Genomic DNA, 23,724 nt, shown 5'->3' with positions numbered 1-23,724 from the left:
ATGGCTGCTGGTACAGAACCGAAGTGCGATCTTTGCAACAAGCATGGTTTGCTGCTGATGCCGGTGCGCTATGCGATCGCGCCCGCCAGTATCGGGCTGCCGGCGGTGAACGAGCCGTTGAAGATCGAGGATGCAGCGCACAGCGTCGGCAAAGGGAAGAAGCAGAATCTGACCATGGAGGGCGGCAGCGCGCAGTACACGGCGCGGCTGCTGCGAAGCGGCTACCTGTACGTCTACGACGAGAAACGCGACCGGATGGACGCGTACTGGATCACGGAAGACGGCTACTACATGCGATTCGCGCCGGAAGCCGCGGTGCCGGCCGAAGCGAAATCGGCGAAGCCCTGCAACTACACCGGACATCAGGAATTGGCGGGATGCATTTCGATCGCGGACGCGCGCAACGCCGGCATCGTCTGGCTCGGGTATTCGGACGTGCAATGGACGTCGGCGGTCATCGACGCGCATCGCGGGCCACACGGAAAGCGGCTGCGCGAGTTGCACATGCGCGCGTTCGATGCGGGCGCTTGGGCGAAATCGCATCAGGCTTCGGCGAAAGCGGCCACGGCCCACGGGCGTGGCAGCGTCCCGCACGCCGTGCCGATGAGTGAACTGGCGAAGACGGTCGCTGAATACGCGCCGGCCAAGCCGGTACCCAATGGTTTCGCGCCGTCGTCGGCGCCCCGATTCCATTTGCATGCGGGCAAGGCGGACGGCGTGCAGGCCGCGTGCCGCCGACGCAGCCCGGAGCTGGCGGGCGCGATCGTCGCGGTGGACGACCCGGCGGGCGTGACGCAGGATCTGGTGGCGCTGATCAACTGGCATTCGGAACGACTGCTCGATACGCGCGTCGAGAAGGAAAAGTATGGCGCAGGGTATGGGCCGTATCCGACGACCTACCGGAACCTGGTCGCGCTCGACGGGGCGATCAAGACGCTGCGCGCGACCAACGACGAGAAGGTCAAGCTCGAAGTGTTTCGCAAGGCAAACGACCTCGCGGACTATCTGAAGCTGAGCTACGAAGTGGCGCGTGAACATAGCGAGGCGATGGCGACCACGCCATCGACGGCCAATCGTCCGGCGTCGGGTCGACCGGCAGTTGGGACGACGGCAGAGTCACTTGCCAGGCAAAACGAGTTGGATGCGCTGATCCGGAATCCGTCGCCGACGAAGTGGAAGGAGGCGCAGGAGAAATCCTGGCAAGCGTACCGCGCCAAGCTGAACGTCGCCGCCTACGACGGATGGGTCGAGGAATACAAGAAGGCATCCGATGCGTTGCAGAGGCAGCACATCGAGTCGCTTGCAAAGGCGCATGCCGCGTGGATGCAAAGCAATCTGCTCGCCAACAAGCTCGATTGCACGCATGACGGCTCGGATCCGTTGTCCGGCGATGTCTACGCGGAGACGCTGCAGCGCTGCATGGCGGCCACCCAGCAGATCGGTGGCTGCGGCGAGATTTACCTGCGCTGGCTCAAGGGCGACATCACCGAGAAAACCAATCTGCTGCTGCGTGCGCTGATGTTGCGTCAGGACGACCTGATCAAGGCGATGGCGGCCGCGCCGCTGGAGCCGGACGCGGTGCCGTGGAAGGCGCTCATGGATCAGTACACGCGCCACGTTCAGGTGCTGCTCAAGGTGGACCCGGCGATTCAGGCAAAGGCTCGACAAGCACAGGCGGCGGCGGATCGGGCCAAGGCGAAAGCGGAAGCGGCGTCCCGGGAGTTCGCGCTGGGGGCTGCGATGTCGGCGGGCGTGGCGCTCTTCGACAACCCGCTGAAGCGAGCGGCCGAGCAGGCCGAGGCGGCGGCGAAGGCCAGTCAGGCCGAGGCCGCGCAGGCGAAGCAGGATGCGCGGCCGAAGCTGTTGCCGGATTCGGTGGCGAACGTGCTGACGCAGATCGGGGCGCAGGTGTCGACGGCCTTGCGTGAATACAACGGCAATGCGATGGAGAAGGCGCTCTCGCGGTGGATGGCGGTGGTGGGTGTGGCATTGAAGATGCCGGCGGGAACGGTGGAAATCAGTGGTGGGGCGCGGGAGACGATCAAGACGCTATCGCAGATGTTCGTGGACAACGTCGCGGATGCCGGCAAGGCGGAAGGCAAGCCGCTGTCGGCGCAGCAGGTGAGGCAGTTGACGACGCACGCGGAGCGTCAGGTGGTCGGGAGCTTTGCGAGCGGGAATCTTGCGTCGTTCGAGAAGAGGGTGGCGGCGGCGGGGCAGGCGAAGTCGAGGATGGTGGTGTTCATCACCGATGACCTCGAGAACGAACTGAAGGCGATCAGCGATCCGACGAAGAAGGTGAAGTTGCTGGCGGAGAAGGTGACGTCGCCGGGGAGCGTGCGGGAGTACAGGTTGCTGAGGGCGAGGCTGAGTGCGCCGATGGTTGGGACGGTGTCGGCGGGGGCGCTGGCGATGATCGACGGGATGTGCGAGTTCGCGGGGTGGAAGGCGCTGCTGGAAAGCGAGGAGAAGGCGCTGTCGTTCCAGAAGACGGGGCAGCAGGATTTGCGGGAGACGCTGGGTGGCGCGATGTTCGTGGGTTCGATTGCGGTGGGGGTCGGTACGGTGGTGAAGGCGTATGGGACGTGGCGGAACTTATACGCGACGGGGATGGCGGAGCGGCGGGCAGGTGAAAAGCTGGCGGCGCGAGCGGATATTGCGTTGCGGGTGGTGGGGGTGGTGAATGCGGTGGTTTGGGGGGTGTCGGCGGCGATGGATTGGGTCGATGCGGCGAGCAGCTTACATCAAAATAAATGGGAGTTGGCAATGCTCCAGCTTTTCTCCGGGGCTTTAGGTATCGCTGCTGCTTTCGTTGCCGGATGGGCTGCATTTGCTACCGCCGGTGGAGGCACGATGCTATTTGGCCTAAGTCTGACTGGGTGGGGGGTGGTGCTGGCTGTCGTACTGGTGGCGCTAGGTATGTTGATCGATCAGATCAAAGGCGACATTTTTTCTCAATGGTTGGAAAGAACCTATTGGGGTGTCTTGCCGGTGCCGAGTCGTTACACGGAGTCCAAGATAGAGCAGTCGGACTTTAGTAAGGCGATGGCGGGGGCGTGATGTTTACGACTAGCAAAAAAGAACGCCCTCTGACTGAGCAGGATCGCGAATGGCATCTCCCCATTAAGCGCCGTGCCGAAGACCCTCATGCGTCCGCGATGGCAATCAGGATGAATTCAACTTACCTGGAGCTTGTTGATGGTTACCACACGAATCGTGGCCTGATGAGCATTATTGGAGTTCTTGCGTTTGTGCTGTGTGCATGGTTTTTCTATCAGCTTTTCAGCGTTGCAATTTTTGATCACTACATGGATCAGAATTGGAATCGGCATGACGAGCGGAGAATGCTGTTGGCGATTGGGGTTTGCTCTCTAATTTTGCTGGCGACAATTTTAGGCAGCGTAACTTTCCTTCGAAAAATTGGCGAATGGTTCGGATACACGCACTACCCCATTCGCCTTAACCGCCGAACGCGCATGGTTTACGTCTTTCGTGGTGACGGTACGGTATTGAAGGCGTCGTGGGACGACGTGTACTTTGCCTTGCGGGTCAACATGCAGGTGGCGGGCGTCCGCACGCTCGGCATATGCGGCCTTGTGCTCAAGGATTCCAAGACAGTCGAAGAAATGTTCGTCTTCGGTTACGCGTCAAGCAGCCGGGAATACTGCCTGCGTCACTGGGAGTTTATTCGCCGATACATGGAAGAAGGACCGCGCGCCGTGCTCAACGCGCCCGGGCTTGGGTTGTATCTGCCGATCGCGGACAAACGCGAAACGCTGTACCAGGGCTGGATCGAGCTTGTGTCGAACGACGCGTGGAATCCGGTCTTCAAATGGCTGATGTTTCCGTTTCATGTGGCGTTTTTCATCGGTCGTCTGGTGAACCGAGTAACGAGCAAGGTGCCGAGGTGGCCGGCGGATGTGGAAGCGGCGTGCCGAATCGAGCCGGGCGATCCGTATGTGCGGGATTCCAGCCTGAATCCGCCGGGATATCGGTGAATTGAAGAACCGAGCTTCGCTGATGAACCTCGCGACTGGGCAAATCATCGATAACTACCGGGCGCGGCCGAAGCTGTTGCCGGATTCGGTGGCGAACGTGCTGACGCAGATCGGGGCGCAGGTGTCGACGGCCTTGCGTGAATACAACGGCAATGCGATGGAGAAGGCGCTCTCGCGGTGGATGGCGGTGGTGGGTGTGGCATTGAAGATGCCGGCGGGAACGGTGGAAATCAGTGGTGGGGCGCGGGAGACGATCAAGACGCTATCGCAGATGTTCGTGGACAACGTCGCGGATGCCGGCAAGGCGGAAGGCAAGCCGCTGTCGGCGCAGCAGGTGAGGCAGTTGACGACGCACGCGGAGCGTCAGGTGGTGGGGAGCTTTGCGAGCGGGAATCTTGCGTCGTTCGAGAAGAGGGTGGCGGCGGCGGGGCAGGCGGAATCGAGGATGGTGGTGTTCATCACCGATGACCTCGAGAACGAAGTGAAGGTGATCAGCGATCCGACTAAGAAGGTGAAGTTGCTGGCGGAGAAGGTGACGTCGCCGGGGAGCGTACGGGAGTACCGGTTGCTGAGGGCGAGGCTGAGTGCGCCGATGGTTGGGACGGTGTCGGCGGGGGCGCTGGCGATGATCGACGGGATGTGCGAGTTCGCGGGGTGGAAGGCGCTGCTGGAAAGCGAGGAGAAGGCGCTGTCGTTCCAGAAGACGGGGCAGCAGGATTTGCGGGAGACGCTGGGTGGCGCGATGTTCGTGGGTTCGATTGCGGTGGGGGGCGGTACGGTGGTGAAGGCGTATGGGACGTGGCGGAATTTGTATGCGACGGGGATGGCGGAGCGGCGGGCAGGCGAGCGGTTGGCAGCGCGGGCGGATATTGCGTTGCGGGCGGTGGGGGTGGTGAATGCGGTGGTTTGGGGGGTGTCGGCGGCGATGGATTTTGCGGACGTTGTTGATAGCTGGTATCAAAATAAATGGGGGCTGATGATGCTCCAGGGCATTTCTGGATTCGTTGGAGTGCTTGCGGCAGGGCTTGCTGGATGGGCTGCTTTTGCCGCTGCTGGTGGAGCCACGATGCTATTCGGCTTGAGTCTGACCGGGTGGGGCGTGGTACTGGCTGTCGTACTGGTGGCGCTAGGTATGTTGATCGATCACATCAAAGGCGACATTTTTTCTCAATGGTTGGAAAGAACCTATTGGGGTGTCTTGCCGACGCCGAGTCGCTACGACGAGCCAAAAGTCGAGCAATCGGACTTCAATAAGGCGATGGCGGGGGCGTAATGTTTACGACAAGCAAAAAACAACGCCCGCTGACTGAGCAGGACCGTGAATGGCATCTTCTCATCAAGCAGCGTGTTGCGGATCCCCATGCATCTGCGATGGTAATCAAGATGAACTCGACGTATATCGAGCTAGTAGATGGGTTTCATAAAAATCGAGGGTTGATGAGCATCATAGGTATATGGGCCGTCGGGTTATTTGGTTGGGTACTCGTGAAAATTTGGGGGTCTGCGCTATTTGATTTCTACTTGAATTCTGAATGGGATCGTCGGGATCAGTGGGAAATGACGGCTGCGTTATTTGGAATAACAATACTTATGCTGTTTGGCGTCGTAGTTTTTGTTGTTTTCTTTAAGAAAATTGGAGAATGGTTCGGATACACACACTACCCCATTCGCCTTAACCGCCGAACGCGCATGGTTTACGTCTTTCGTGGTGACGGCACGGTGCTGAAGGCGTCGTGGGATAACGTGTACTTCGCCTTGCGGGTCAACATGCAGGTGTCGGCAGGCGTCCGCACGCTCGGCATATGTGGCCTTGTGCTCAAGGATCCGAAGACAGTCGAAGAGATGTTCGTCTTCGGTTACGCATCAACCAGCCGGGAATACTGCCTGCGTCACTGGGAGTTCATCCGCCGATACATGGAAGAAGGTCCTCGCGCCGTACTCAACGCGCCCGGGCTTGGGTTGTATCTGCCGATCGCAGACAAACGCGAAACGCTGTACCAGGGCTGGATCGCGCTCGTGTCGAACGATGCATGGAATCCGGTCTTCAAATGGCTGATGTCCCCGTTCCATGTTCTGTTCTTCATCGGTCGTCTGGTGAACCGAGCGACGAGCAAGGTGCCGAGGTGGCCGGCGGACGTCGAGGCGGCGTGCCGAATCGAGCCGGGCGACCCATATGTGCGGGATTCCAGTCTGAATCCCCCGGGATATCGGTAGGCGGAACTGCAGTGATTGGCATTAGATTGGACCGTTCCAAGAGCCGACATTTCCAGCCGACAGAAGAACGCTGCTGCGGTACTTCGCCGATCGACAGTCGCTGCGGTAAGCCACAGCGCGATATGAGGCATCGGCATCCAGTCATCCGAAAAGCTTCACGCACCGCTTACCAGCGCGACACAAATGAATCAACGAGGGCAAGCACAATGTTTTTGGATTGGCGCGGTGTCAGGCAAGTCAGCAATCGATACTCGTGCGGATTGATCCTGCTTCTGTCGAGCCTTCTCGTCGGTTGCGGCTCGGCAAGCGACACGGACGCATTCCTGTCCGCGGTGAAGTATGACGAACTCCCACAGGTCGACGCCGCGATAAAGAAAATCAGCAGCCGGTACAAGGGTGTGAACCGCGCCAACGCGGACGGCATTGACGGCTTGATGATCGCGGCCGCCCGTGGGCGGGCCGATATTGTCGAGAGGCTGATCGCTGCGGGAGCCAAGCCCGCCAGCGTGGCGGGGAAGGGCAGCACGGCACTGATGTTCGCACTGCGGCAGGCGAGGAGCCTGGATGTGGTCAATGCGCTCATGCGTGCCGGCGCGGATGTCAACGCAACGGACAGCGAAGGCAATTCCGTAGCCTGGTATGCGCTGTGGCAACCGTACGAATCAGACGACGATGACGATCTGATTCGGGAAATCCGTCCACCGCATGCGTCTGACGGCGAAATCAGCGCTCCCGAGTTGTATTTTCGCGAGGATGAAAGGCTGAGACATCGCCATCTTCCGAGGCCTCGCGAGGACCTGTCGACCGTCGATCGTGTAGTCGCGACACGTTTGTCACTTCTCACGACACTGGCCGACGCCGGCGCGGATCTGCGGGTTTTGAACAATGATCGTGACTCGTTGCTGATGCGTGCCGTCCGGGCGAACGATATCGATGTGGTGCGTTTCCTTTTGAAAAAAGGGCTCGACGTCAATGCGCGTAATCGTTTCGGCTCGGCGGCATTGGAATACGTCGGCTACAACATCGATGGGCCCGCCCTGGATGTAGGGATAGCGAAGGAATTGCTGGCTGCCGGAGCGAGCGTCGATGCGGTCGATCTGGATGGTAGCGCGACACTGGCGCTCGCTGCGAACAAGGGCAAGCTCGAATTGATGAAGGTACTGCTGTCGGCTCGTGCAAACGTCAATCTCAAGGATAACGAAGGTCGGTCGGCATTGGTGAAGGCCACCCCGGAGGCGCGTGATCTGTTGCTGAAGGCGGGCGCGGAAGTCAGCGACCAGGCAGCCCTTATGGCAAGTTGGGATCTCACCGAATGTGCGTCTAAAAGCACACGTGATCGCATGGCGAAAAAGTCCATCCTTATTTTTATCGACGACATCAATAAGAAATATTTTAATAAAAACACAGATTACGAACTTTGGTTTGGATTGGCTGCGTCGCGGAGTGAGTGCAAAGGTCTGGCGAATCTGAAAATAGATAGTGCCGGTTTTTCAACGACTGTTTCGCTCGAGCAGGAAGGTCTTCCGATCACGTATTACGGCGTTTCCATCGTTTGCAAAACCGAGGACGAGCAACGCATCGTATGCGAGAAGTCGAGCGACTAATAGCTCGTGCCGAGCCGTGAGCGTCAGCGATCGATTTCCCATTAAAACTTCAAGAACAAGAGCTATGCCAAACGTCATTTACATCGGCGACGAAACGAGCCACGGCGGCAAGGTACTGACGGGTTCGTCGCGCGTGAAGCTGAACGGCCGCGGCGCGGCACGCAAGACCGACAAGGTGTCGTGTCCGATGTGCGGCGACAACGAAATCGCCGAGGGCAATGACAGAATGCTCGACGGCAATCTGCCGCTTGCATTCCACGGCTACAAGACCCGCTGCGGAGCCGTCCTGATCGCGTCCAGCAAGGTGACGAGCAGCACGTGATGGCTTACGACCTGCTCCGGATCGGCCCTGCCCGGGACGTTCCGACGATCAAGCCGGCGTGGCTGGCATGGGCGTTCTTGTTTGTCATCCTGACCGGTGGCGGCGCATTGTGCGTCGTTCGCTTCTGGCCAGCCGGCGAACCGACGAATACGCCCTGGTTCTGGACCTGTGCCGTCGTCTTTCCGATCCTCGGCTGGCTGATTCCGTTCCTCGCCTATCTCGGCGTATTGCAGGTTCCTCGGCAACGTGCGATCGACTACAACACCGCGCGGCGCGACTATCTCGAACGCGTCCACCGCCGGGCCCGCGTTCCGCTGCATGTGCTCGGTTCAGGTTTCGTCTTTTCCGTAGAGCCGATCGACAACACAGCCGATGCCGTCGTGCAAAAGCGGCTGGCGTTGGCGCCGCGAAGCCGCTTTCCTGGCGACCAGGAAGTCGTCAGCGCGCGCTGGATCGAGCCGGAGGGCGGTGTCTGGTTGCCCGCCGGCGACAACACGGATGACGAACGACACCGAGAGCTCTTGAAATTCCTGTTCGACGCACTGCTGCGTCAGGTTGCGCCGGCACTGCGCGCGATACCCGAACGGACGAAGATGGTGGTCCGGTTGAGCATCGCCACGCAGCTTTCTGCACCTGAAATCGAAACGATCTGGAGCGCGTGCTGGACCGCCTGTCAACTGGGCCCGGCGCTCAAGCCGGAAATCGCGACGACAGCCCCCGAACTGATTTCGGCGGACCGCTGGATCGACGGAAAGGAAGCCGAAATCGCGGATGCTGTGGTCCTGCTTTGCGTCGTGCAACTCAACGCGTTGCTGAACACGCCCCCGGCGGACGGCGCGGCCGAGGCGGGTGTCATCCTGATGCTGGCGCCTGCTCCGCTGACCGCGCGCAAGCGGCTTGCCAGCCAGGCGCTGTTTTTTCGCCCTGAACAACGTGATGAAAAGGGGCTTGGGCAGGGCGTGACGCAGGCGCTGCTATGGGGCCGCGTCCAGGGGCCGGAACTGACCGATCACTGGATGACCGGCGGCGCGGAATCGCCGCTGAACCGGGCGCTGGCCGGTCATCTCGACGCCGTCGGCGTGGGCGTGATGAAGACACCGAACCTTGCTGGCCAACACGACATCGACTTGCGGCTGGGTGTGTCCGGCATCGCCGCGCCATGGCTATGTCTGGCCCTTGCGCTGGAGCGCGCGAAGATTTCAGCGCGAACGCAGCTGATCAGCATTTCCGAGGCGGAACGGCTGACGGTGGCGGTAGTCGCGCCGCAACACTGACCTGGATGCCACGATGCGTTTGAATTTCAAACTGGCCGCTTTTTTCATGGCGCTGATCGGCGCCGCGCTCTTCGTACTCGGCAAGGGCGATTTGATCGGGTTGCCCGCGATGAGAGAACGGCTGCTCGCCGTGTGCGCGGTGGTCATGCTGTTCCTCGTCGTCGTCATCGTCTACGCGCTGCTGGTGCGACGGGCCGACCGGAAGGCGGCGGCGCACGAGGTCGGCTCGGCTGAAATCGTCGATGTCGCGCCGACAAGCCAGCCGGCCACGCCATCCGATCCTTTTGCCGGACTGCGTCATATTCTGTGCGGCCGGTACGGCATGCGCTGGCACTATCGCCAGCCGTGGTTGCTGCTGACGGGGCATGATTCGGCGATTGCACGATTGCTGCCCGAGCTGACGGAAACCGGCTGGCTGGTGACCGACGACGCTGTCCTGCTCTGGAGCAAGGCCGGCGACGGCGATCTGCCCGACGAAGCATGGCTGAAACGTCTGTACCGGTTGCGTCGCCGCAGGCCGGTGGATGCAGTCGTATTGACCGTCGATGGCACGGCCGAACTGCCGGCGCCTCGACGTGGCATCGGCGCGCTTGACGTGCGCCTCGCACGTATCACCGACACGTTGCGCTGGGCCGCTCCGGTGTTCGTGCTCGACGTGGCGGATAGCGATCCTGTCGAAGGCGTCGAGACGCCGCTGACAGGGTGCGAGTTTCCGCGCCATGCAGAGAGGGGGACGATCGAGGCTGCCCTTCATGCTGTTCGCCTTCAGCTTGCGAATCGCGGCATCGTGCAACTGAGCCGGAATGCTCGCAACCTCTACGCGGCAAAATTGTCGTCGCGACTCGACACGCGCACCGCGCCGCTTGCCGGCTGGATTGCCGGCATGTTCGGCGGAGATACTGATCCGGCATTCGGGAAACGGTATCGCAGGCAGCATGTCGGCGGCGCGTTTTTCGCCCCCTATCCAGCGCCGGTCGAGGGACGCGAAAAAGACACCCCGAGCGGGGCGGAGCTGTCGTTGTGGCGGCATCTGGGCGGCGTCGCGCGAACCGTCCCCGGTCGTTGTGTCGGCTGGCATCCGGCCACCGTCTGCTCGGTCGTCGCCTTTATCGCATTGGGGCTTTGGACCGCCGGCATGCTGATCTCCGCGTTGTCGAACGCGAGCGAAGTGCAGCGCACGAAGCAGGCGCTCCACACGCTGGATGCGGCTCCCGATTCGGCGGCGCGCCTGCGCGCGCTGCTGGCGCTGCAGCAGCGCATCGACTTCTACGAGAGCCGCGCGCGGCAACACGCGCCACTGCTGAGCCGCTTCGGCATGAATCGCGACCGGGAGACGCTTGCGGCGCTGTGGCATCCGTATTCCCGGACCAGCCTGGGTGCCCTCGTCACGCCGATCCGGCAGAACCTCGAAGCCACCCTGGTCGATCTCGGCCAGATGCAGACCGAACAGGTCGATGACCAGACCAGCCGGATCGCGCTTGCCGGTCACGAGGCGCTCAAGACCTACCTGATGCTGGCCGAGCCGGATCGGGCCGACGCGGCGTTCATGACGCCGCAGCTCGGCCATTACTGGAGCACGAGCGCGAACCTGCGAGCCGGGGAGAAACTTGACCTGTCCGAACGCTTGCTCGGATTTTATGCCCGTCACCTGAAGTCGCACCCCGACTGGCGCATCCAGCCGCGTCAGGATCTGGTCAATGCCGCACGTCAGACCTTGCTCTCGGTGATCGGCGTGAAGAACTCCGAAGATACGGTCTACAAGGGTGTCATCGACGCGGTGGGCAATCGCTACCCGGATCAGACGCTCGCGTCCCTCGCGGCCGGAACCGACGCGCGTGGACTGCTGAAGGCATCGGCATCGGTGCCGGGTGTGTTCACGCGGCAAGCCTACGAAGGCGCCATCGAGGCGGCGATCGACGAAGCCGCCAAACGCAACGGAATCGCGAACGATTGGGTGCTGGGCGGCAGTTCGCAGCGGCAGGCGCCGGAACATTCGGCCGCGAGCATGAAGGCATCGCTCACGAGCCGATATTTCGCCGACTACGCGGATCACTGGCAGGGTTTCATGAACGCGTTGCAATGGGAGCCGGCGCCCACGCTGCCGTCCGCGATCCAGCAGCTCAAGCTGATGGCCGACGCGCGGCAGTCGCCGGTGATCGCGCTGATGAAATCGATCGAATACCAAGGGGGGGCGGGGGCGCTGAAGACGTCGTTGTCCGACACGCTGGTGGACAAAGCGCAGCAGGTATTCGGCGGCAAGGCCGACGGGCCGCAAGCGGCGAAACCCGACCCTGCCGGGCCGCTCGGCGCGTCGTTCGGGCCCGTGCTGCGCATTGTCGCGCAGGGGGATGTCAACCGTGGTGGAAGCAGCGACCTGAGTTTGCAGCGATTCATGGAGCGCGTCACCACGTTGCGCCTGAAGTTGCAGCAGATCAGCGACAGCCCCGATGCCGACGCCCGGGCTCGCCAGGTCGCGCAGGCCTTGTTTCAGGGCAAAGGCTCGGAACTGGCCGATACGCAGGCATATGCACAGCTGATCGCCGCCAGTCTCGGCGCGCAGTGGGCCGGCCTGGGCGACGCACTCTTCGTGCGGCCCGTCGCCCAGGCGACGCAAACGGTGCTGCAGCCGGCCCAGGCCAGCCTGAACGCCGCGTGGCGCCGGACGATCGTTGCAACGTGGAATCGATCGTTCGCCGGTCGCTATCCGTTCGCCGATACGGGCAACGATGCGTCGATTCCCGAACTCGCACGCTTTCTGCGGCCGCAAGGCGGACTGATCGGCGCGTTTCTCGGCTCGCAGCTTGCCGGCGTGCTTGAACTGCAAGGTGACCAGTGGGAACCGGCGGCGGCCGGCAGCACCGCGGTCACTTTCGATCCCGATTTCCTGAGGGCAATGAACCTGCTGCAGCGCATTGCGGGCCATCTCCTTGCGCAGGGCGAACCGCAATACCGGTTCGATCTCCGGCCCGTGCCCACGGCGGGCGTGACCGACACGATCTTCACGCTCGACGGTCAGAGTCTGCACTACTACAACCAGCAGGAAACGTGGCAGCCGCTGACATGGCCGTCCAACCGGACGCAGGGGCTCGGCACGCGTCTGCAATGGCAGACGGATACGGCGGGGACGAACAAGCAATTCGAGTTCGGAGGTCGCTGGGGACTGGTGCGCATGCTCGAACGGGCCCGTGTGCAACCGGTCGACAGCGCCACGTTTCTGCTGACATGGCAAGCGGCGCCCGATACGCGCGCGCCCGGGGCAGTGCGACCCGCGTCGGCGGTTTCCGCAGCGAGCGCAACGACGGTCTCGAACGCCGATGACGAAGAAGGCGACGAGGCGACGGCCGTTGCCGATCCTGCCGATAGTCTGACGGCGCAAGGCCCGCTTACGCCTGCTTCGATGACTCTCACTTACCCGCTGAGCTTCATGTTGCGCACGGAAGTGGGCAAGGGGCCGCTGGAATTGCTGGCGTTGCGGCAATTCGTATTACCGCCACGCATCTTCGCCGTCAATGCGCCGTATGCGGGCAAATCCGTCAGAAAATCCGCGCGGACCGATGGTCCGCCGCCATTGCCGAGGGCAATGCTCGACGCGGCGAAGCATGCGGATACGCCGTTGCCTGGAGGCCTGAGGCCGCTATGAACGCCATCCACCGAACATCGACGCGGCGTTCGCTTGTGCGTGACCTCGACGGGCCGGCGCGGCAATCGCGTCGCGATACCGGCGTGAGCGGCTGTCGACGTCCGGCTGGGCCAAACCACGAGAGACTGAACCCATGAGCGACGCGACCAAAGACAACGAAATTCTCCGCTACTACGAAGCCGAGATGCGCTACCTGCGTGATGCGGGCAAGGAGTTTGCACACGCGTTCCCCGACCGCGCACGCATGCTGAACATCGATCGCATCGGCGACAGGGATCCGCACGTCGAACGATTGTTCGAAGGCTTCGCTTTTCTGATGGGACGCCTGCGCCACAAACTCGACGACGAACTGCCGGAATTGACCGAGGGGCTCGTCAGCATGCTGTGGCCACATTATTTGCGGATGATCCCGTCGCTGTCGATTCTCGAACTGAGCCCGGCCAACGGCGCGTTGCAGAAGCACGAAACGCTTGCGGCGGGGCTGGAGGTCATGTCCGATCCGATTCCGGTCGAAACGCCGTCCAGCGCGGGCGGCGATGGCGTCCGATGCGTCTATCGAACCACGCAGGAAGTGGATTTGTATCCACTGCGGCTTTCCGAGGCGAATGCGTACACACGCGACGATGGCCGCTCGGTTCTGCGGTTCCGGTTCGAGACGCAGCCTCAGGTCCAGCGCGCGCAACTGACCGTGCCGCGCCTGCGCCTGTTCCTGAACGCCGACCGGCCTGTCGCGCTGGCGCTCTACGCGGCGCTCGTGAACGAGCCTGCCGCGATTCACATACGCGTTCCGGGCTATCCCGCCGACCGTCCCGGCGCATCGCAGCCGATGCATGGCTTGCGCATCGAGCCCGCGGGGTTCGCGGCCGGCGAACGGCTGTGGCCGAAGGCGGACAACGCATTCGGAGGGTATCAACTGCTGCTCGAGTACTTCACGTTCCCGGAAAAGTTCATGTTCGTGGACCTGCTTGGCCTGGACATGCAGGCCATCCCACAGGACGCGCCGTATTTCGACGTGGAGGTCGTGCCGAGCCGGCCCTATCCGGACGACATGCGCTTTTCCGCCGAGAACGTGCGCCTTTTCTGTACGCCGATCATCAATCTGTTCCCGATGGAGGCCGACCCGATCGTCGCGACGCAATTCGAAACCGAGTATCGCGTCCATGCGATCGAGCAGCAAGGCGATCATGTCGACGTGTATTCGGTCGACACCGTGCAGGGTTTCGAGGCGGGTTCGGGTCGGCGCTTCGAATACGCACCGTTCGCATCGTTCCGGCACCGTGGCGGCATGCTGCGTCACGAGATGCCCGAACGGTACTTTCACAGCCGCATGCGACGCGGGCCGTCAGGCCGGTTCGATACATGGGTCGTGCTCGGCGGCCACGCGTGGGAGCAGCAGGCGACGCTCCCGAAGGAAACGTTGTCGCTATCGGTCACCGGCACGAACGGGATGCTGCCCCGCAAAGCCCTGCGCGAAGCGAGCATGACGCGGATGCGCAGCGGCTTCACGAATGTCGGCTCGGTGCGCAACCTGACGGCGCCGACGCTTCCCGTCTACCCGCCGACCGGCGACCGCTTTCAGTGGCGTGTGCTGTCGCATCTTTCGCCGAATTACCTGTCGCTGCTGAACCCGGAGATCCTGCGCGGATCGCTGGCGCTGTATGACTGGACCGACGGCGAACTGAACAAGCGCCGCATCGAAGCGATCATCGACGTGAAGCATCGGCTGCTGCAGAAGCTCGTGAAAGGGGGGCTGCAGCGGGGCGTCGAGATCGAAGTGACGCTCGACAGCAGCCCGTTCGCCGGCGAAGGCGATATCGAACTGTTTGGCGGGATGCTCAATCGCTTTCTTGGACTTTATGCGACGTTGAACCTGTTCACGAAGCTCGTGATCGTGACGCAGCCGACTGGCCGTCGCATCACATGGCCAGATACGAAGGGTGACGGAGCGCCGTTTTGAGTACGTCTCGAAGAACCTCTCCTTCATGGGCAGATCGTCCGCTCTTGCCGGAGTTGCTCGACAACGCAGTAAGGATGAATTTCTTTCGCTTCTGCGAATTGATCGAGCTGGCCGCACCTGACAGAGCGCCGCTCGGTGCAACCGATTCGGCGGCGGCCGAGCCGGTCCGCTTCCGTTCGCGGGCGCGGATCGGGTTTCCGAGCCGTGAAATCGACGCGATCGAATATGACCTCGATGATCCGGCGGCACCACCTGCGGTTCGCACGACGTTTCTCGGGCTCTATGGCGTCGACGCGCGCATGCCGTCGTATTTCGTCGACGAAATTGCACAGAATCGCGACGGCGCCGAGCCGATGTCGGGGTTTCTCGATCTGTTCCATCATCGCATCGTCACGCAGTACTACCGGGTGTGGCGCAAATACCGCTATCCAGCCGGATTCAGGCGTGGAGGCACCGATACCGTTTCGCGTTGCTTGTTGAGCTTCGCAGGGCTTGGCATGGGTGAATCGGAGATCGCGCAGGCCGTCGGCGCCCGAAAATTGCTGTCGATGCTCGGACTCGCGGGGCAGAAGACGCGTACGGCCGAAGGGCTGGCCGGCGTGCTTCGGCATGCAGTGGCCGACGCGCGGGTGACGGTCGAGGAGTGTCATCCGGTATGGATACACGTGGGCACGGCCACACCCGGCGCGCTCGGTGAAGGGTGTCTGCTTGGGCGCGGATTCCATGATCGGGCAAACACGGTGCGCGTGATCATCACGCCATACACGCGCAAGGCGGTTGTCGATCTGTTGCTGGGGCGCGGCCACCACCGGGAACTCATGGCGCTCTTGCGCTTTTATCTGGGTTACGAAGCCAGCGCGCATCTGGAAATGCATGTGTCACCGGAGCTGATGCCGGCTCAGCAACTGAATTCGAATCAGGTCAGTCTGGGGTACACGACTTTGCTGCCGCCGCCCGGCTCGCCTGCCGCGGCAACCGGGATGACTCGTGTGCAGCTTGGCGAGTGGACCGGAGGCAGCGAGCACGCGCGCTACGCGACGAAATCGAAATGGCAACACAACAAGGGACCGATTGAATGATGCGACCGTTTAGAACCGGCACAGTCGTGCTGACCATGCTTGCCGTCGCGGGATGCGGGGTGGGGCAGGCGGTGAAGGATGGCACGGTGGGCGCGGCGAAGTGGGCGTTCACGACGCAGGTGAAGACGATGAACATCGATCTCGTCAGCCGAGCGTCGCTCAATCCGAATGACGCCGAGCAATCGTTGTCTACGGTCGTGCGGATTTATCAGCTGAAAGCATTGCAGACGTTCCGTCAGCTCGATTACGCGCAGTTGCAGGCGGACGATCGCGACGTGTTGAAAGCCGATGTGCTTGCGACCACGGACGTCGTGCTGCGTCCGGATGCGAGTGCGAGCATAAGTGAACCCATGCACAGCGATACGGAACATGTTGGCGTGGTTGCGTTTTTCCGCGATCCGGGCAGGAATTCGATGTGGAAACTGACGATTCCGAAGCAGCAATGGAAGAAAACCGATCCGGTGAAGATCGAGGCGCGCGGCAACACGTTGAACGTTGTGGGAGCGACGGATGAGCCCAGGCGCCGTTCGCCGCTGCAGAGCGTACCAAACCCACTGAAGTCCAGGCCGGCTGCGGTGACTGAATATGGAACGCAGGCCGGATGACAAGGGCTGGCAGGGAGAGCGCTATGCACGCCTCTCGACCAGCCGCGCAAGCGCCCCGATCGCATCGCTCACCAGCACCGCCAGCAACCCGACGATCATCCCGCCCTGCAGCACGAATGCCGTGTTCGCGGTCTGCAGGCCCGCGATGATCACGTCGCCGAGCCCGCGCGCGGCGACCGTCGAGCCGATCGTCGCGGTGCCGAGATTGATCACGACCGCGAGGCGAATACCGTTGACGATTACCGGAAGCGCGAGCGGCAGCTCCACGGTGGCCAGTTGCTGCCAGCCGCTCATGCCCATCCCGCGCGCGGCGTCGACGACGTCGCGCGGCACGTCCTCGATGCCCGCGATCGTGCTTTCGAAGACCGGCAGCAGCCCGTACAGCACCAGCGCGATCAGCACCGGCTGCAGGCCGAAGCCGACCGCCGGCACCGCGAGCGCGAGCACGGCCACCGGCGGAAACGTCTGGCCGATGTTCACGATGCTGCGCGCCACCGGCAGGAAATCCGCGCCGGACGGCCGCGTCACCGCGATGCCGGCCGCGATCGCGAGCAGCGTGCCGATCAGGCTCGACAGCGCGACCGTGCCGAGATGCGCGAGCGTGAGGTCGAGCAGGCTCGCGCGGTCGTAGATGACGGGCGCGCCGTTGTCCGCGAACGGCGCGAACAGCCCTTGCAGCCATGCCGGACGCAGCAGCAGCACGAGCAGCAGCGCCAGCGCGGCCACGCGCGCGGCGAGCGAAGCGAAGCCGCGCCGGCGGTGCGCGGTGGGCCGCGTCGTCATGCGGGCCGTCGCGCATGCGCGCGAATCGCGTCGAGCGCGATGCGGCGCGTGATGCGGCCATCGGCGTCCTCGACCGGCAGCACGTCGACGCCCCGCCACAGCAGCTCGGAGATCGCGTCGCGCAGCGTGCGCGTCGCGGCGATCGGCTCGCCGTCGGCGCGGCCGGGCTCGGCCACGTCGCCGACCGGCGTCAGCGCGAGCAGGCGCAGCGGCCGGTCGACGCCGGCCACCAGTTGCTCGACGACGCCCGCCGCTGGCTGGCCGAGGATCTCGGCGGGCGGCGCGACCTGCAGCAGCCGGCCGCCGTCCATCACCGCGATCGTGTCGCCGAGCTTCAGCGCTTCCTCGATGTCATGCGTGACGAGCACGACCGTAATGCCGAGCCGCCGCTGCAGCGCGAGCAGCTCGTCCTGCGCCTTGCCGCGGATGATCGGATCGAGCGCGCCGAACGGCTCGTCCATCAGCAGCATCGCGGGCTCCGCGGCGAGCGCGCGCGCGACGCCGACGCGCTGCTGCTGGCCGCCGGACAGCTCGTGCGGCAGCTTGCCCGCGAACTCGTCCGGCGCGAGATTGAAAAGCACGAGCAGCTCGCGCACGCGCGCGTCGATGCGCGCCGCCGGCCAGCCGAGCAGGCGCGGCACGGTCGCGATGTTGCGCGCGACGTTCCAGTGCGGAAACAGGCCGTGGCCCTGGATCACGTAGCCGATGCCGCGCCGCAGCTGCTCGGGCGGCACGCTTGCGGTGTCGACGCCGTCGATGCGCACGGTGCCCGCGCTCGGCGCGATCAGCCGGTTGATCATCCGCAGCAGCGTCGACTTGCCGCTGCCCGACGCGCCGACCAGTGCGGTGATCGTGCCGCGCCGCATCGTCAGCGACACGTCGTCGACCGCGACGAGATCGCCGAAGCGCTTGCCGAGCCGTTCGATTTCGATCATGCGGAAGGTCCTTTCGCGAGTGCGGTCGCGGCTTCGAACACGACGGCGGCCATCAGCGCGAGCGCGATCGTCGGGATCGCGCCGAGCAGCACGAGATCGGCGGCGGATTGCCCGATCCCCTGGAAGATGAAGGTGCCGAAACCGCCGCCGCCGATCAGCGCGGCCACCGCGGTCAGGCCGATGTTCTGTACGAGCACGATGCGCACGCCGCTCAGGATTACCGGCAGCGCGAGCACGAGGTCGACCCGCAGCAGGCGCTGCGCGCCCGTCATGCCCATCGCGCGCGCGGCTTCGGTTACTTGCGGCGGCACCTGCTGCAGGCCCACCGCGACGCTCGAGGCGATCGGCAGCAGCGAATACAGGAACAGCGCGAGCACGGCCGGCGCGACGCCGATCCCGCGCACGCCGAGTGAGGCCGCGAGCGGCACGTGCGCGGCGAGCATGCCGAGCGGCGCCATCATCAGCCCGTACATCGCGATGCTCGGGATCGTCTGAACGACATTGAGCACCGGCATCACCGCCGCGCGCACCGCGTCGACGCGCGCGCACGCGATGCCGAGCGGCAGGCCCGCGACCAGCGCGGCCGCGACCGAGCCGCCCGCGAGCGCGACGTGCCGCGCGGCCTCGCGCCAGAAGTCGTCGCCGCGCACCGCGTATTCGCGCATCACGGAGAGCCCGTCCCACCAGCCGGTCGCGAGCGGCACGGCGAGCGCCGCGACGGCGAGCGCGAGCGCGGCGAGCCGCCGCCACGGGCCGAACGCGAGCCGCGCGAGCGCATCGGCGACCAGCACGGCCCACGCGAACAGCAGCAGCCAGACGCCGGCGGCGGGCGACACGCGCGCGAGCGCGTCGTCGGCCGCGACGAGATGCGTCGCGGCGGCGCCGGCCGCGTAGCCGAGCGTCGCGAGCAGCCCGCAACCGACGGCGAGGCGCCACGCGGGCCGGCTCGCCGTCATCGTCCACAGTGCGGCGGCGATCCACAGCGCGGCGAGCGCGCTGGCTTGCGCGCCCGGCAAGGCATGGAGCAGCGGGAGCCCGGCGCCTGCCGCGATCCGGTTCGGCCGCAGCACGACGAACGGCGCGAACAGCACCGCGCCGATCGTCAGCGCGCCGATCAGGATGCCGACCCGGTCGGCCGCGAGGCGTCGCGCGGAGGCGGCCGCGCGCGCCGTCATTTCACGAAGCCCTTCGCCTTCAGGTACTGCGCGGCGACGCCCGCGGCCGGCTCGCCGTTGATCTGGATGCGGCTGTTGAGCGTCTGCAGCGTCTTCAGGTCGAGGCTCGCGAACACCGGCTTCAGGTAGTCGGCGATCTGCGGATGCGCTTTCAGCACCGCTTCGCGAATCACCGGCGTCGGCGCATAGACGGGCTGCACGTGCTTGTCGTCGTCGAGCACCGCGAGGCCGCTGGCCGCGATCCCGCCGTCGGTGCCGTAGACCATCGCCGCGTTCACGCCGTCGGTCTGGTTCGCGGCGGCCTTGATGGTGGCCGCCGTGTCGCCGCCGGACAGCACGACGAGCTGGTCGGGCTTCAGCTTGAAGCCATACGCCTTCTCGAACGACGGCAGCGCGGACGCGCTGTTGACGAACTCGGCGGACGCCGCGAGCTTCAGCTTGCCGCCGCCGGCCACCCATTTGCCGAAATCGGAAAAGCTTTTCAGGCGCTGCGCCTGTGCGAGCGGCGCGAGCACCGCGACGCCCCACGTATTGTTCGCGGGCGACGGCGTGAGCCACACGAGGCGATTGGCCGCGTAGTCGAGCTTCTTCGCGGTGTCGTAGCCTTGCGCCGCGTCCTTCCACACGGGATCGTCGGCCTTGTTGAAGAAGAAGGCGGCGTTGCCCGTGTACTCGGGATAGATGTCGATCTCGCCGCTGACGAGCGCCTTGCGCACGATCGGCGTCGTGCCGAGCGCGATCTTCTGGGTGACCGGAATGCCGTGCGCCTTCAGCACCTGCGCGATCACGTTGCCGAGCAGGTTGCCTTCGGTATCGATCTTCGACGACACCACGACGGCGTCGGCGGCATGCGCGCCGGGCGCCGCGACGGCGGCGGCGAACGCGAGGCCCAGCATCCGGGCGGGCAGGGCAAGTTTCATCGGGCCGACCTCCAGCATTGTGAGAAAAGGAGCGTACGCCGAAACTTACTTGAGCGGGCCTGCTTTGGCAAACCGCGTGCGCCGTTTTGGGCCGGTTCTCCCGTACGCGATCCGGCGTCTTCCGATACACTGCCGTGCATCGCCGCGAAGCCGAATTCCATCATGAAGCCCGAGCTGCTGATCCTCATCCCGATGCGCGACGACGCGCATCGCCAGATCGCCGCGTCGTTCGACGTGCGCTATGCCCTCACCCCCGACGCACGCGCACAGGCCATCGCCGAGCACGGCGGCACGATCCGCGCGGTGCTGACCAACGGCAGCACGGGCCTCACCGCCGCCGAAATCGATCGGCTGCCGCGCCTGACCTTCGTCAGCGCGCTCGGCGCGGGCTTCGAGCACATCGACGTCGCGCATGCGCGCACGCGCGGCGTGGCCGTCGCGGCCGGCACGGGCACCAACGACGACTGCGTCGCCGATCATGCATTCGCGCTGCTGCTTGCCACGGTGCGCGGCGTCGTGCGGCTGGACGGCCAGACCCGCGCGGGCATCTGGCGCGATGCGTTGCCGCTGCCGCCGAACGTGTCCGGCAAGAAGCTCGGCATCGTCGGTCTCGGCAAGATCGGCGAGAAATTCGCGCGCCGCGCGGCCGGCTTCGATCTCGAGATCGGCTATCACAACCGCACGCCGAGGGCCGGCGTTACCTATCGCCATTTCGACCGGCTCGACGCGCTCGCGCAGTGGGCCGACTTCCTGCTCGTCGCGACGCCGGGCGGCGCGGGCACCCGTCACCTGATCGACCGCACGGTGCTCGATGCGCTCGGCCCGAACGGATTTCTCGTCAATATCGCGCGCGGCAGCGTTGTCGATACCGCTGCGTTGGCAGACGCGTTGCGCGAAGGCCGCCTCGGCGGCGCGGGGCTCGACGTGTACGAGGGCGAGCCGGCGCCGCCGCACGCGCTGCTCGATCTCGACAACGTCGTGCTGACGCCGCACATGGGCGGCTGGTCGCCCGAGGCGCTGGACCGCTCGGTGCAGCAGTTCCTCGACAACGCCGCGCGGCATTTCGCGGGCGAGCCGCTGCTGACGCCGATCTGAGCCGGCGCGGCGCGCACACACAGGATTTTTGTCAACGAAGGAGCCAGGATGTCGACGTATACCGCTGAAGTCGAATGGCAGGGCGCACCGGACGAGAAGTTCACCGACAACCGCTACAGCCGCAAGCACGAATGGCGCTTCGACGGCGGCGTCACGGTGCCCGCGTCGAGCTCGCCGCACGTGGTGCGCGCGCCTTTCTCGGATCCGGCCGCGGTCGACCCGGAGGAGGCGTACGTTGCGGCGCTGTCGAGCTGCCACATGCTGTGGTTCCTGTCGATCGCCGCGCAGAAGCGCTTCGTCGTCACGCGCTATCGCGATGCGGCGCAGGGCACGATGGAGAAGAACGACGCGGGCAAGGAAGTGGTGACGCGCGTCGTGCTGAAGCCGGCGGTGACGTTCGCCGGCGAGCGCGCGCCGACCGACGCGGAGGTGGCGGCGCTGCATCACGAAGCGCACGACGCATGCTTCCTCGCGAACTCCGTGCGCACGGTGATCGATATCGAAGGGACGTGGTCGCATGCCGGCGCGCGTTGAGCCGTTCGCCGGCATGGCGTGCGTTCAGATGTCGAAGTACAGGTAGAACTCCCAAGGATGCGGGCGCAGGCGGATCGCGTCGATTTCCCGCCTGCGCTTGTAATCGATCCACGTGCGGATCAGGTCGTCGCTGAACACGCCGCCCTTGAGCAGGAATGCGTGGTCGGCTTCGAGCGCCAGCAGCGCCGCGTCGAGGGAGCCCGGCACCTGCCGGATGTTGCACGCTTCCTCGGGCGGCAGGTCGTAGATGTTCCGGTCGAGCGGCTCGCCGGGATCGATCCGGTTCTCGATGCCGTCGAGGCCGGCCATCAGCATCGCCGCAAACGCGAGGTACGCGTTCGCGGACGGGTCGGGGCAGCGAAACTCGACGCGGCGCGCAGCAGGCGAATCGGAGTACATCGGAATGCGCGCGGCGGCGGAGCGGTTGCGCTGCGACATCGCGAGATTCACGGGCGCTTCATAGCCCGGCACGAGCCGCTTGTACGAATTCGTGGTGGGCGCGCACAGCGCCATCAACGCGGGCGCGTGGTGCAGCAGGCCGCCGATGTACCAGCGGCACAGGTCGGAGGTCAGCGCCCAGCCGTTCGCGTCGTAGAAGAGATTGCGATCGTCGTTCCACAGGCTCTGGTGGCAGTGCATGCCGCTCGCGTTGTCGGCGAACAGCGGCTTGGGCATGAAGGTGGCGACCTTGCCGTGCCGGCGCGCGACGTTCTTGCAGATGTACTTGTAGATCATCACGTTGTCCGCCATCTGCGTGAGCGTCGCGAAGCGGATGTCGATCTCGTTCTGGCCGGCGGTCGCGACCTCATGGTGATGCACCTCGACCTGCACGCCGGCCTGCTCGAGCGTCAGCGCGATTTCCGAACGGATCTCCTGCAGCGTGTCCTGCGGCGGCACCGGGAAATAGCCTTCCTTGTAGCGCGCCTTGTAGCCGAGATTGCCGCCGCCGTATGCGCCTTCGTCGCGGCCCGTGGCCCAGTCGCCTTCGGCCGATTCGACGTAGTAGTAGCCGCTGTGCTGGTCCTGGCCGAAGCGGATCGAATCGAAGATGAAGAACTCGAGCTCGGGGCCGAAATAGCACGCCGTCGCGATGCCGGTCTGCTTCAGGTAGGCCTCGGCCTTTTGCGCGATGTAGCGCGGGTCGCGCGAGTACGGTTGCCGCAGCACCGGATCGATGACGTCGCAGATCAGCGACAGCGTCGGCGTGCCGCACACCGGATCGACGAACGCGCTGGCGGGGTCCGGCCGCAGCAGCATGTCCGATTCGTGGATCTCCTGGAAGCCGCGAATCGACGAGCCGTCGAAGCCGATGCCGGCGTCGAACAGGCCTTCATGCACTTCGGGGCGCGTAATCGACAGGTGCTGCCAGAGGCCGGGCAGGTCGGTGAACTTCAGGTCGACGATCCGGATATCGTGCCGGCGCAGCAGCGCGATGACGTCGCTCGCGTTCTGGGGGCGCACGACGCGGTAGCTGCCTGCGTCGACGGATACCGCGGGCGTCGGCCCGGGCGGCGCTTGCGTCTTGGACATGATCGTTCTCCGCTTCCGGCCATTTCTTCCTATCGTTCGACTTCAGGCCGTCCGCGCGC

The 23,724-nt window shown here is 64.4% G+C and carries 18 protein-coding genes; 13 read left to right on the top strand and 5 right to left on the bottom strand.

Translation table 11 applies throughout. The annotated features are described in order from the left end of the window. The 11 genes from HWY45_RS17045 to tssJ all read left to right on the top strand — a co-directional run bounded on the left by HWY45_RS17045 (nucleotide 1) and on the right by tssJ (nucleotide 16,693). The gene (locus HWY45_RS17045; protein ID WP_155631889.1) at nucleotides 1-3,060 is read left to right on the top strand and encodes a T6SS effector BTH_I2691 family protein; all 3,060 of its coding nucleotides are present in this window, start codon (nucleotides 1-3) and stop codon (nucleotides 3,058-3,060) included. Continuing rightward, a complete protein-coding gene (locus HWY45_RS17040; RefSeq protein ID WP_150998574.1) occupies nucleotides 3,060-3,998 on the top strand; it encodes a DUF6708 domain-containing protein in 939 nt (312 codons plus the stop codon). Before HWY45_RS17045 ends, HWY45_RS17040 begins: the two co-directional genes overlap by 1 nt. A 22-nt stretch (nucleotides 3,999-4,020) precedes the next feature. After that, nucleotides 4,021-5,271 carry a hypothetical protein gene (locus HWY45_RS17035; RefSeq protein ID WP_059884566.1) on the top strand — a complete coding sequence of 417 codons (1,251 nt, stop codon included), beginning with the start codon at nucleotides 4,021-4,023 and terminating at the stop codon, nucleotides 5,269-5,271. Beyond that, a complete protein-coding gene (locus HWY45_RS17030) occupies nucleotides 5,271-6,212 on the top strand; it encodes a DUF6708 domain-containing protein (RefSeq protein ID WP_060092249.1) in 942 nt (313 codons plus the stop codon). The genes HWY45_RS17035 and HWY45_RS17030 overlap by 1 nt, the downstream gene beginning before the upstream one ends. Before the next feature lie 260 nt (nucleotides 6,213-6,472). Further along, nucleotides 6,473-7,816: an ankyrin repeat domain-containing protein gene (locus HWY45_RS17025; protein ID WP_059884570.1), complete on the top strand. Its 1,344-nt coding sequence runs from the start codon at nucleotides 6,473-6,475 to the stop codon at nucleotides 7,814-7,816. A 64-nt stretch (nucleotides 7,817-7,880) separates the two neighbouring features. Continuing rightward, nucleotides 7,881-8,138, top strand: coding sequence for a PAAR domain-containing protein (locus tag HWY45_RS17020; protein ID WP_059884572.1), 258 nt, complete (start codon nucleotides 7,881-7,883; stop codon nucleotides 8,136-8,138). Then, the gene (locus tag HWY45_RS17015; RefSeq protein ID WP_059884574.1) at nucleotides 8,138-9,412 is read left to right on the top strand and encodes a hypothetical protein; all 1,275 of its coding nucleotides are present in this window, start codon (nucleotides 8,138-8,140) and stop codon (nucleotides 9,410-9,412) included. Before HWY45_RS17020 ends, HWY45_RS17015 begins: the two co-directional genes overlap by 1 nt. A 13-nt stretch (nucleotides 9,413-9,425) precedes the next feature. Beyond that, nucleotides 9,426-13,052, top strand: a complete 3,627-nt coding sequence (locus tag HWY45_RS17010; protein ID WP_059884576.1) for an ImcF-related family protein — start codon at nucleotides 9,426-9,428, stop codon at nucleotides 13,050-13,052. Between the two features lie 133 nt (nucleotides 13,053-13,185). Next, a complete protein-coding gene (gene tssF, locus HWY45_RS17005) occupies nucleotides 13,186-15,009 on the top strand; it encodes a type VI secretion system baseplate subunit TssF (protein ID WP_059884578.1) in 1,824 nt (607 codons plus the stop codon). A 74-nt stretch (nucleotides 15,010-15,083) separates the two neighbouring features. Continuing rightward, nucleotides 15,084-16,088: a type VI secretion system baseplate subunit TssG gene (gene tssG / locus HWY45_RS17000; RefSeq protein ID WP_059884765.1), complete on the top strand. Its 1,005-nt coding sequence runs from the start codon at nucleotides 15,084-15,086 to the stop codon at nucleotides 16,086-16,088. Nucleotides 16,089-16,123: 35 nt separating this feature from the next. Beyond that, entirely contained in the window at nucleotides 16,124-16,693 is a 570-nt protein-coding gene (tssJ, locus tag HWY45_RS16995; protein ID WP_230946838.1) for a type VI secretion system lipoprotein TssJ, read from the top strand. A 21-nt stretch (nucleotides 16,694-16,714) separates the two neighbouring features. Here tssJ and HWY45_RS16990 read toward each other — a convergent pair whose 3' ends face one another. From HWY45_RS16990 to osmF, 4 genes are read right to left on the bottom strand one after another with little or no spacing between them, the layout of a single operon-like run. Continuing rightward, nucleotides 16,715-17,476 carry an ABC transporter permease gene (locus HWY45_RS16990; RefSeq protein WP_059562106.1) on the bottom strand — a complete coding sequence of 254 codons (762 nt, stop codon included), beginning with the start codon at nucleotides 17,474-17,476 and terminating at the stop codon, nucleotides 16,715-16,717. After that, nucleotides 17,473-18,411, bottom strand: coding sequence for an ABC transporter ATP-binding protein (locus HWY45_RS16985; protein ID WP_059884582.1), 939 nt, complete (start codon nucleotides 18,409-18,411; stop codon nucleotides 17,473-17,475). Before HWY45_RS16985 ends, HWY45_RS16990 begins: the two co-directional genes overlap by 4 nt. Continuing rightward, nucleotides 18,408-19,586 carry an ABC transporter permease gene (locus tag HWY45_RS16980; RefSeq protein ID WP_059884584.1) on the bottom strand — a complete coding sequence of 393 codons (1,179 nt, stop codon included), beginning with the start codon at nucleotides 19,584-19,586 and terminating at the stop codon, nucleotides 18,408-18,410. The genes HWY45_RS16985 and HWY45_RS16980 overlap by 4 nt, the downstream gene beginning before the upstream one ends. Then, the gene (gene osmF, locus HWY45_RS16975; RefSeq protein ID WP_059562608.1) at nucleotides 19,583-20,506 is read right to left on the bottom strand and encodes a glycine betaine ABC transporter substrate-binding protein OsmF; all 924 of its coding nucleotides are present in this window, start codon (nucleotides 20,504-20,506) and stop codon (nucleotides 19,583-19,585) included. Before osmF ends, HWY45_RS16980 begins: the two co-directional genes overlap by 4 nt. Nucleotides 20,507-20,668: 162 nt before the next feature. On the opposite strand from osmF, the gene HWY45_RS16970 reads away from it, so the two are divergent. Together HWY45_RS16970 and HWY45_RS16965 are read left to right on the top strand one after the other, a co-directional pair. Beyond that, nucleotides 20,669-21,601 (top strand): 2-hydroxyacid dehydrogenase, encoded by a 933-nt coding sequence (locus HWY45_RS16970; protein ID WP_059562118.1) that lies wholly within the window; start codon nucleotides 20,669-20,671, stop codon nucleotides 21,599-21,601. 48 nt (nucleotides 21,602-21,649) lie between these two features. Continuing rightward, the gene (locus HWY45_RS16965) at nucleotides 21,650-22,135 is read left to right on the top strand and encodes an OsmC family protein (RefSeq protein WP_059884586.1); all 486 of its coding nucleotides are present in this window, start codon (nucleotides 21,650-21,652) and stop codon (nucleotides 22,133-22,135) included. Nucleotides 22,136-22,159: 24 nt separating this feature from the next. On the opposite strand, the gene glnA is transcribed toward HWY45_RS16965, so the two are convergent. Next, a complete protein-coding gene (glnA, locus tag HWY45_RS16960) occupies nucleotides 22,160-23,665 on the bottom strand; it encodes a type I glutamate--ammonia ligase (RefSeq protein ID WP_059801555.1) in 1,506 nt (501 codons plus the stop codon). Between the last annotated feature and the right edge of the window lie 59 nt (nucleotides 23,666-23,724).

The organism is Burkholderia stagnalis (assembly GCF_902830275.1).
GTDB classification, from domain to species: Bacteria; Pseudomonadota; Gammaproteobacteria; order Burkholderiales; family Burkholderiaceae; genus Burkholderia; species Burkholderia stagnalis.
This window is presented reverse-complemented; position numbering and strand designations above follow the sequence as displayed.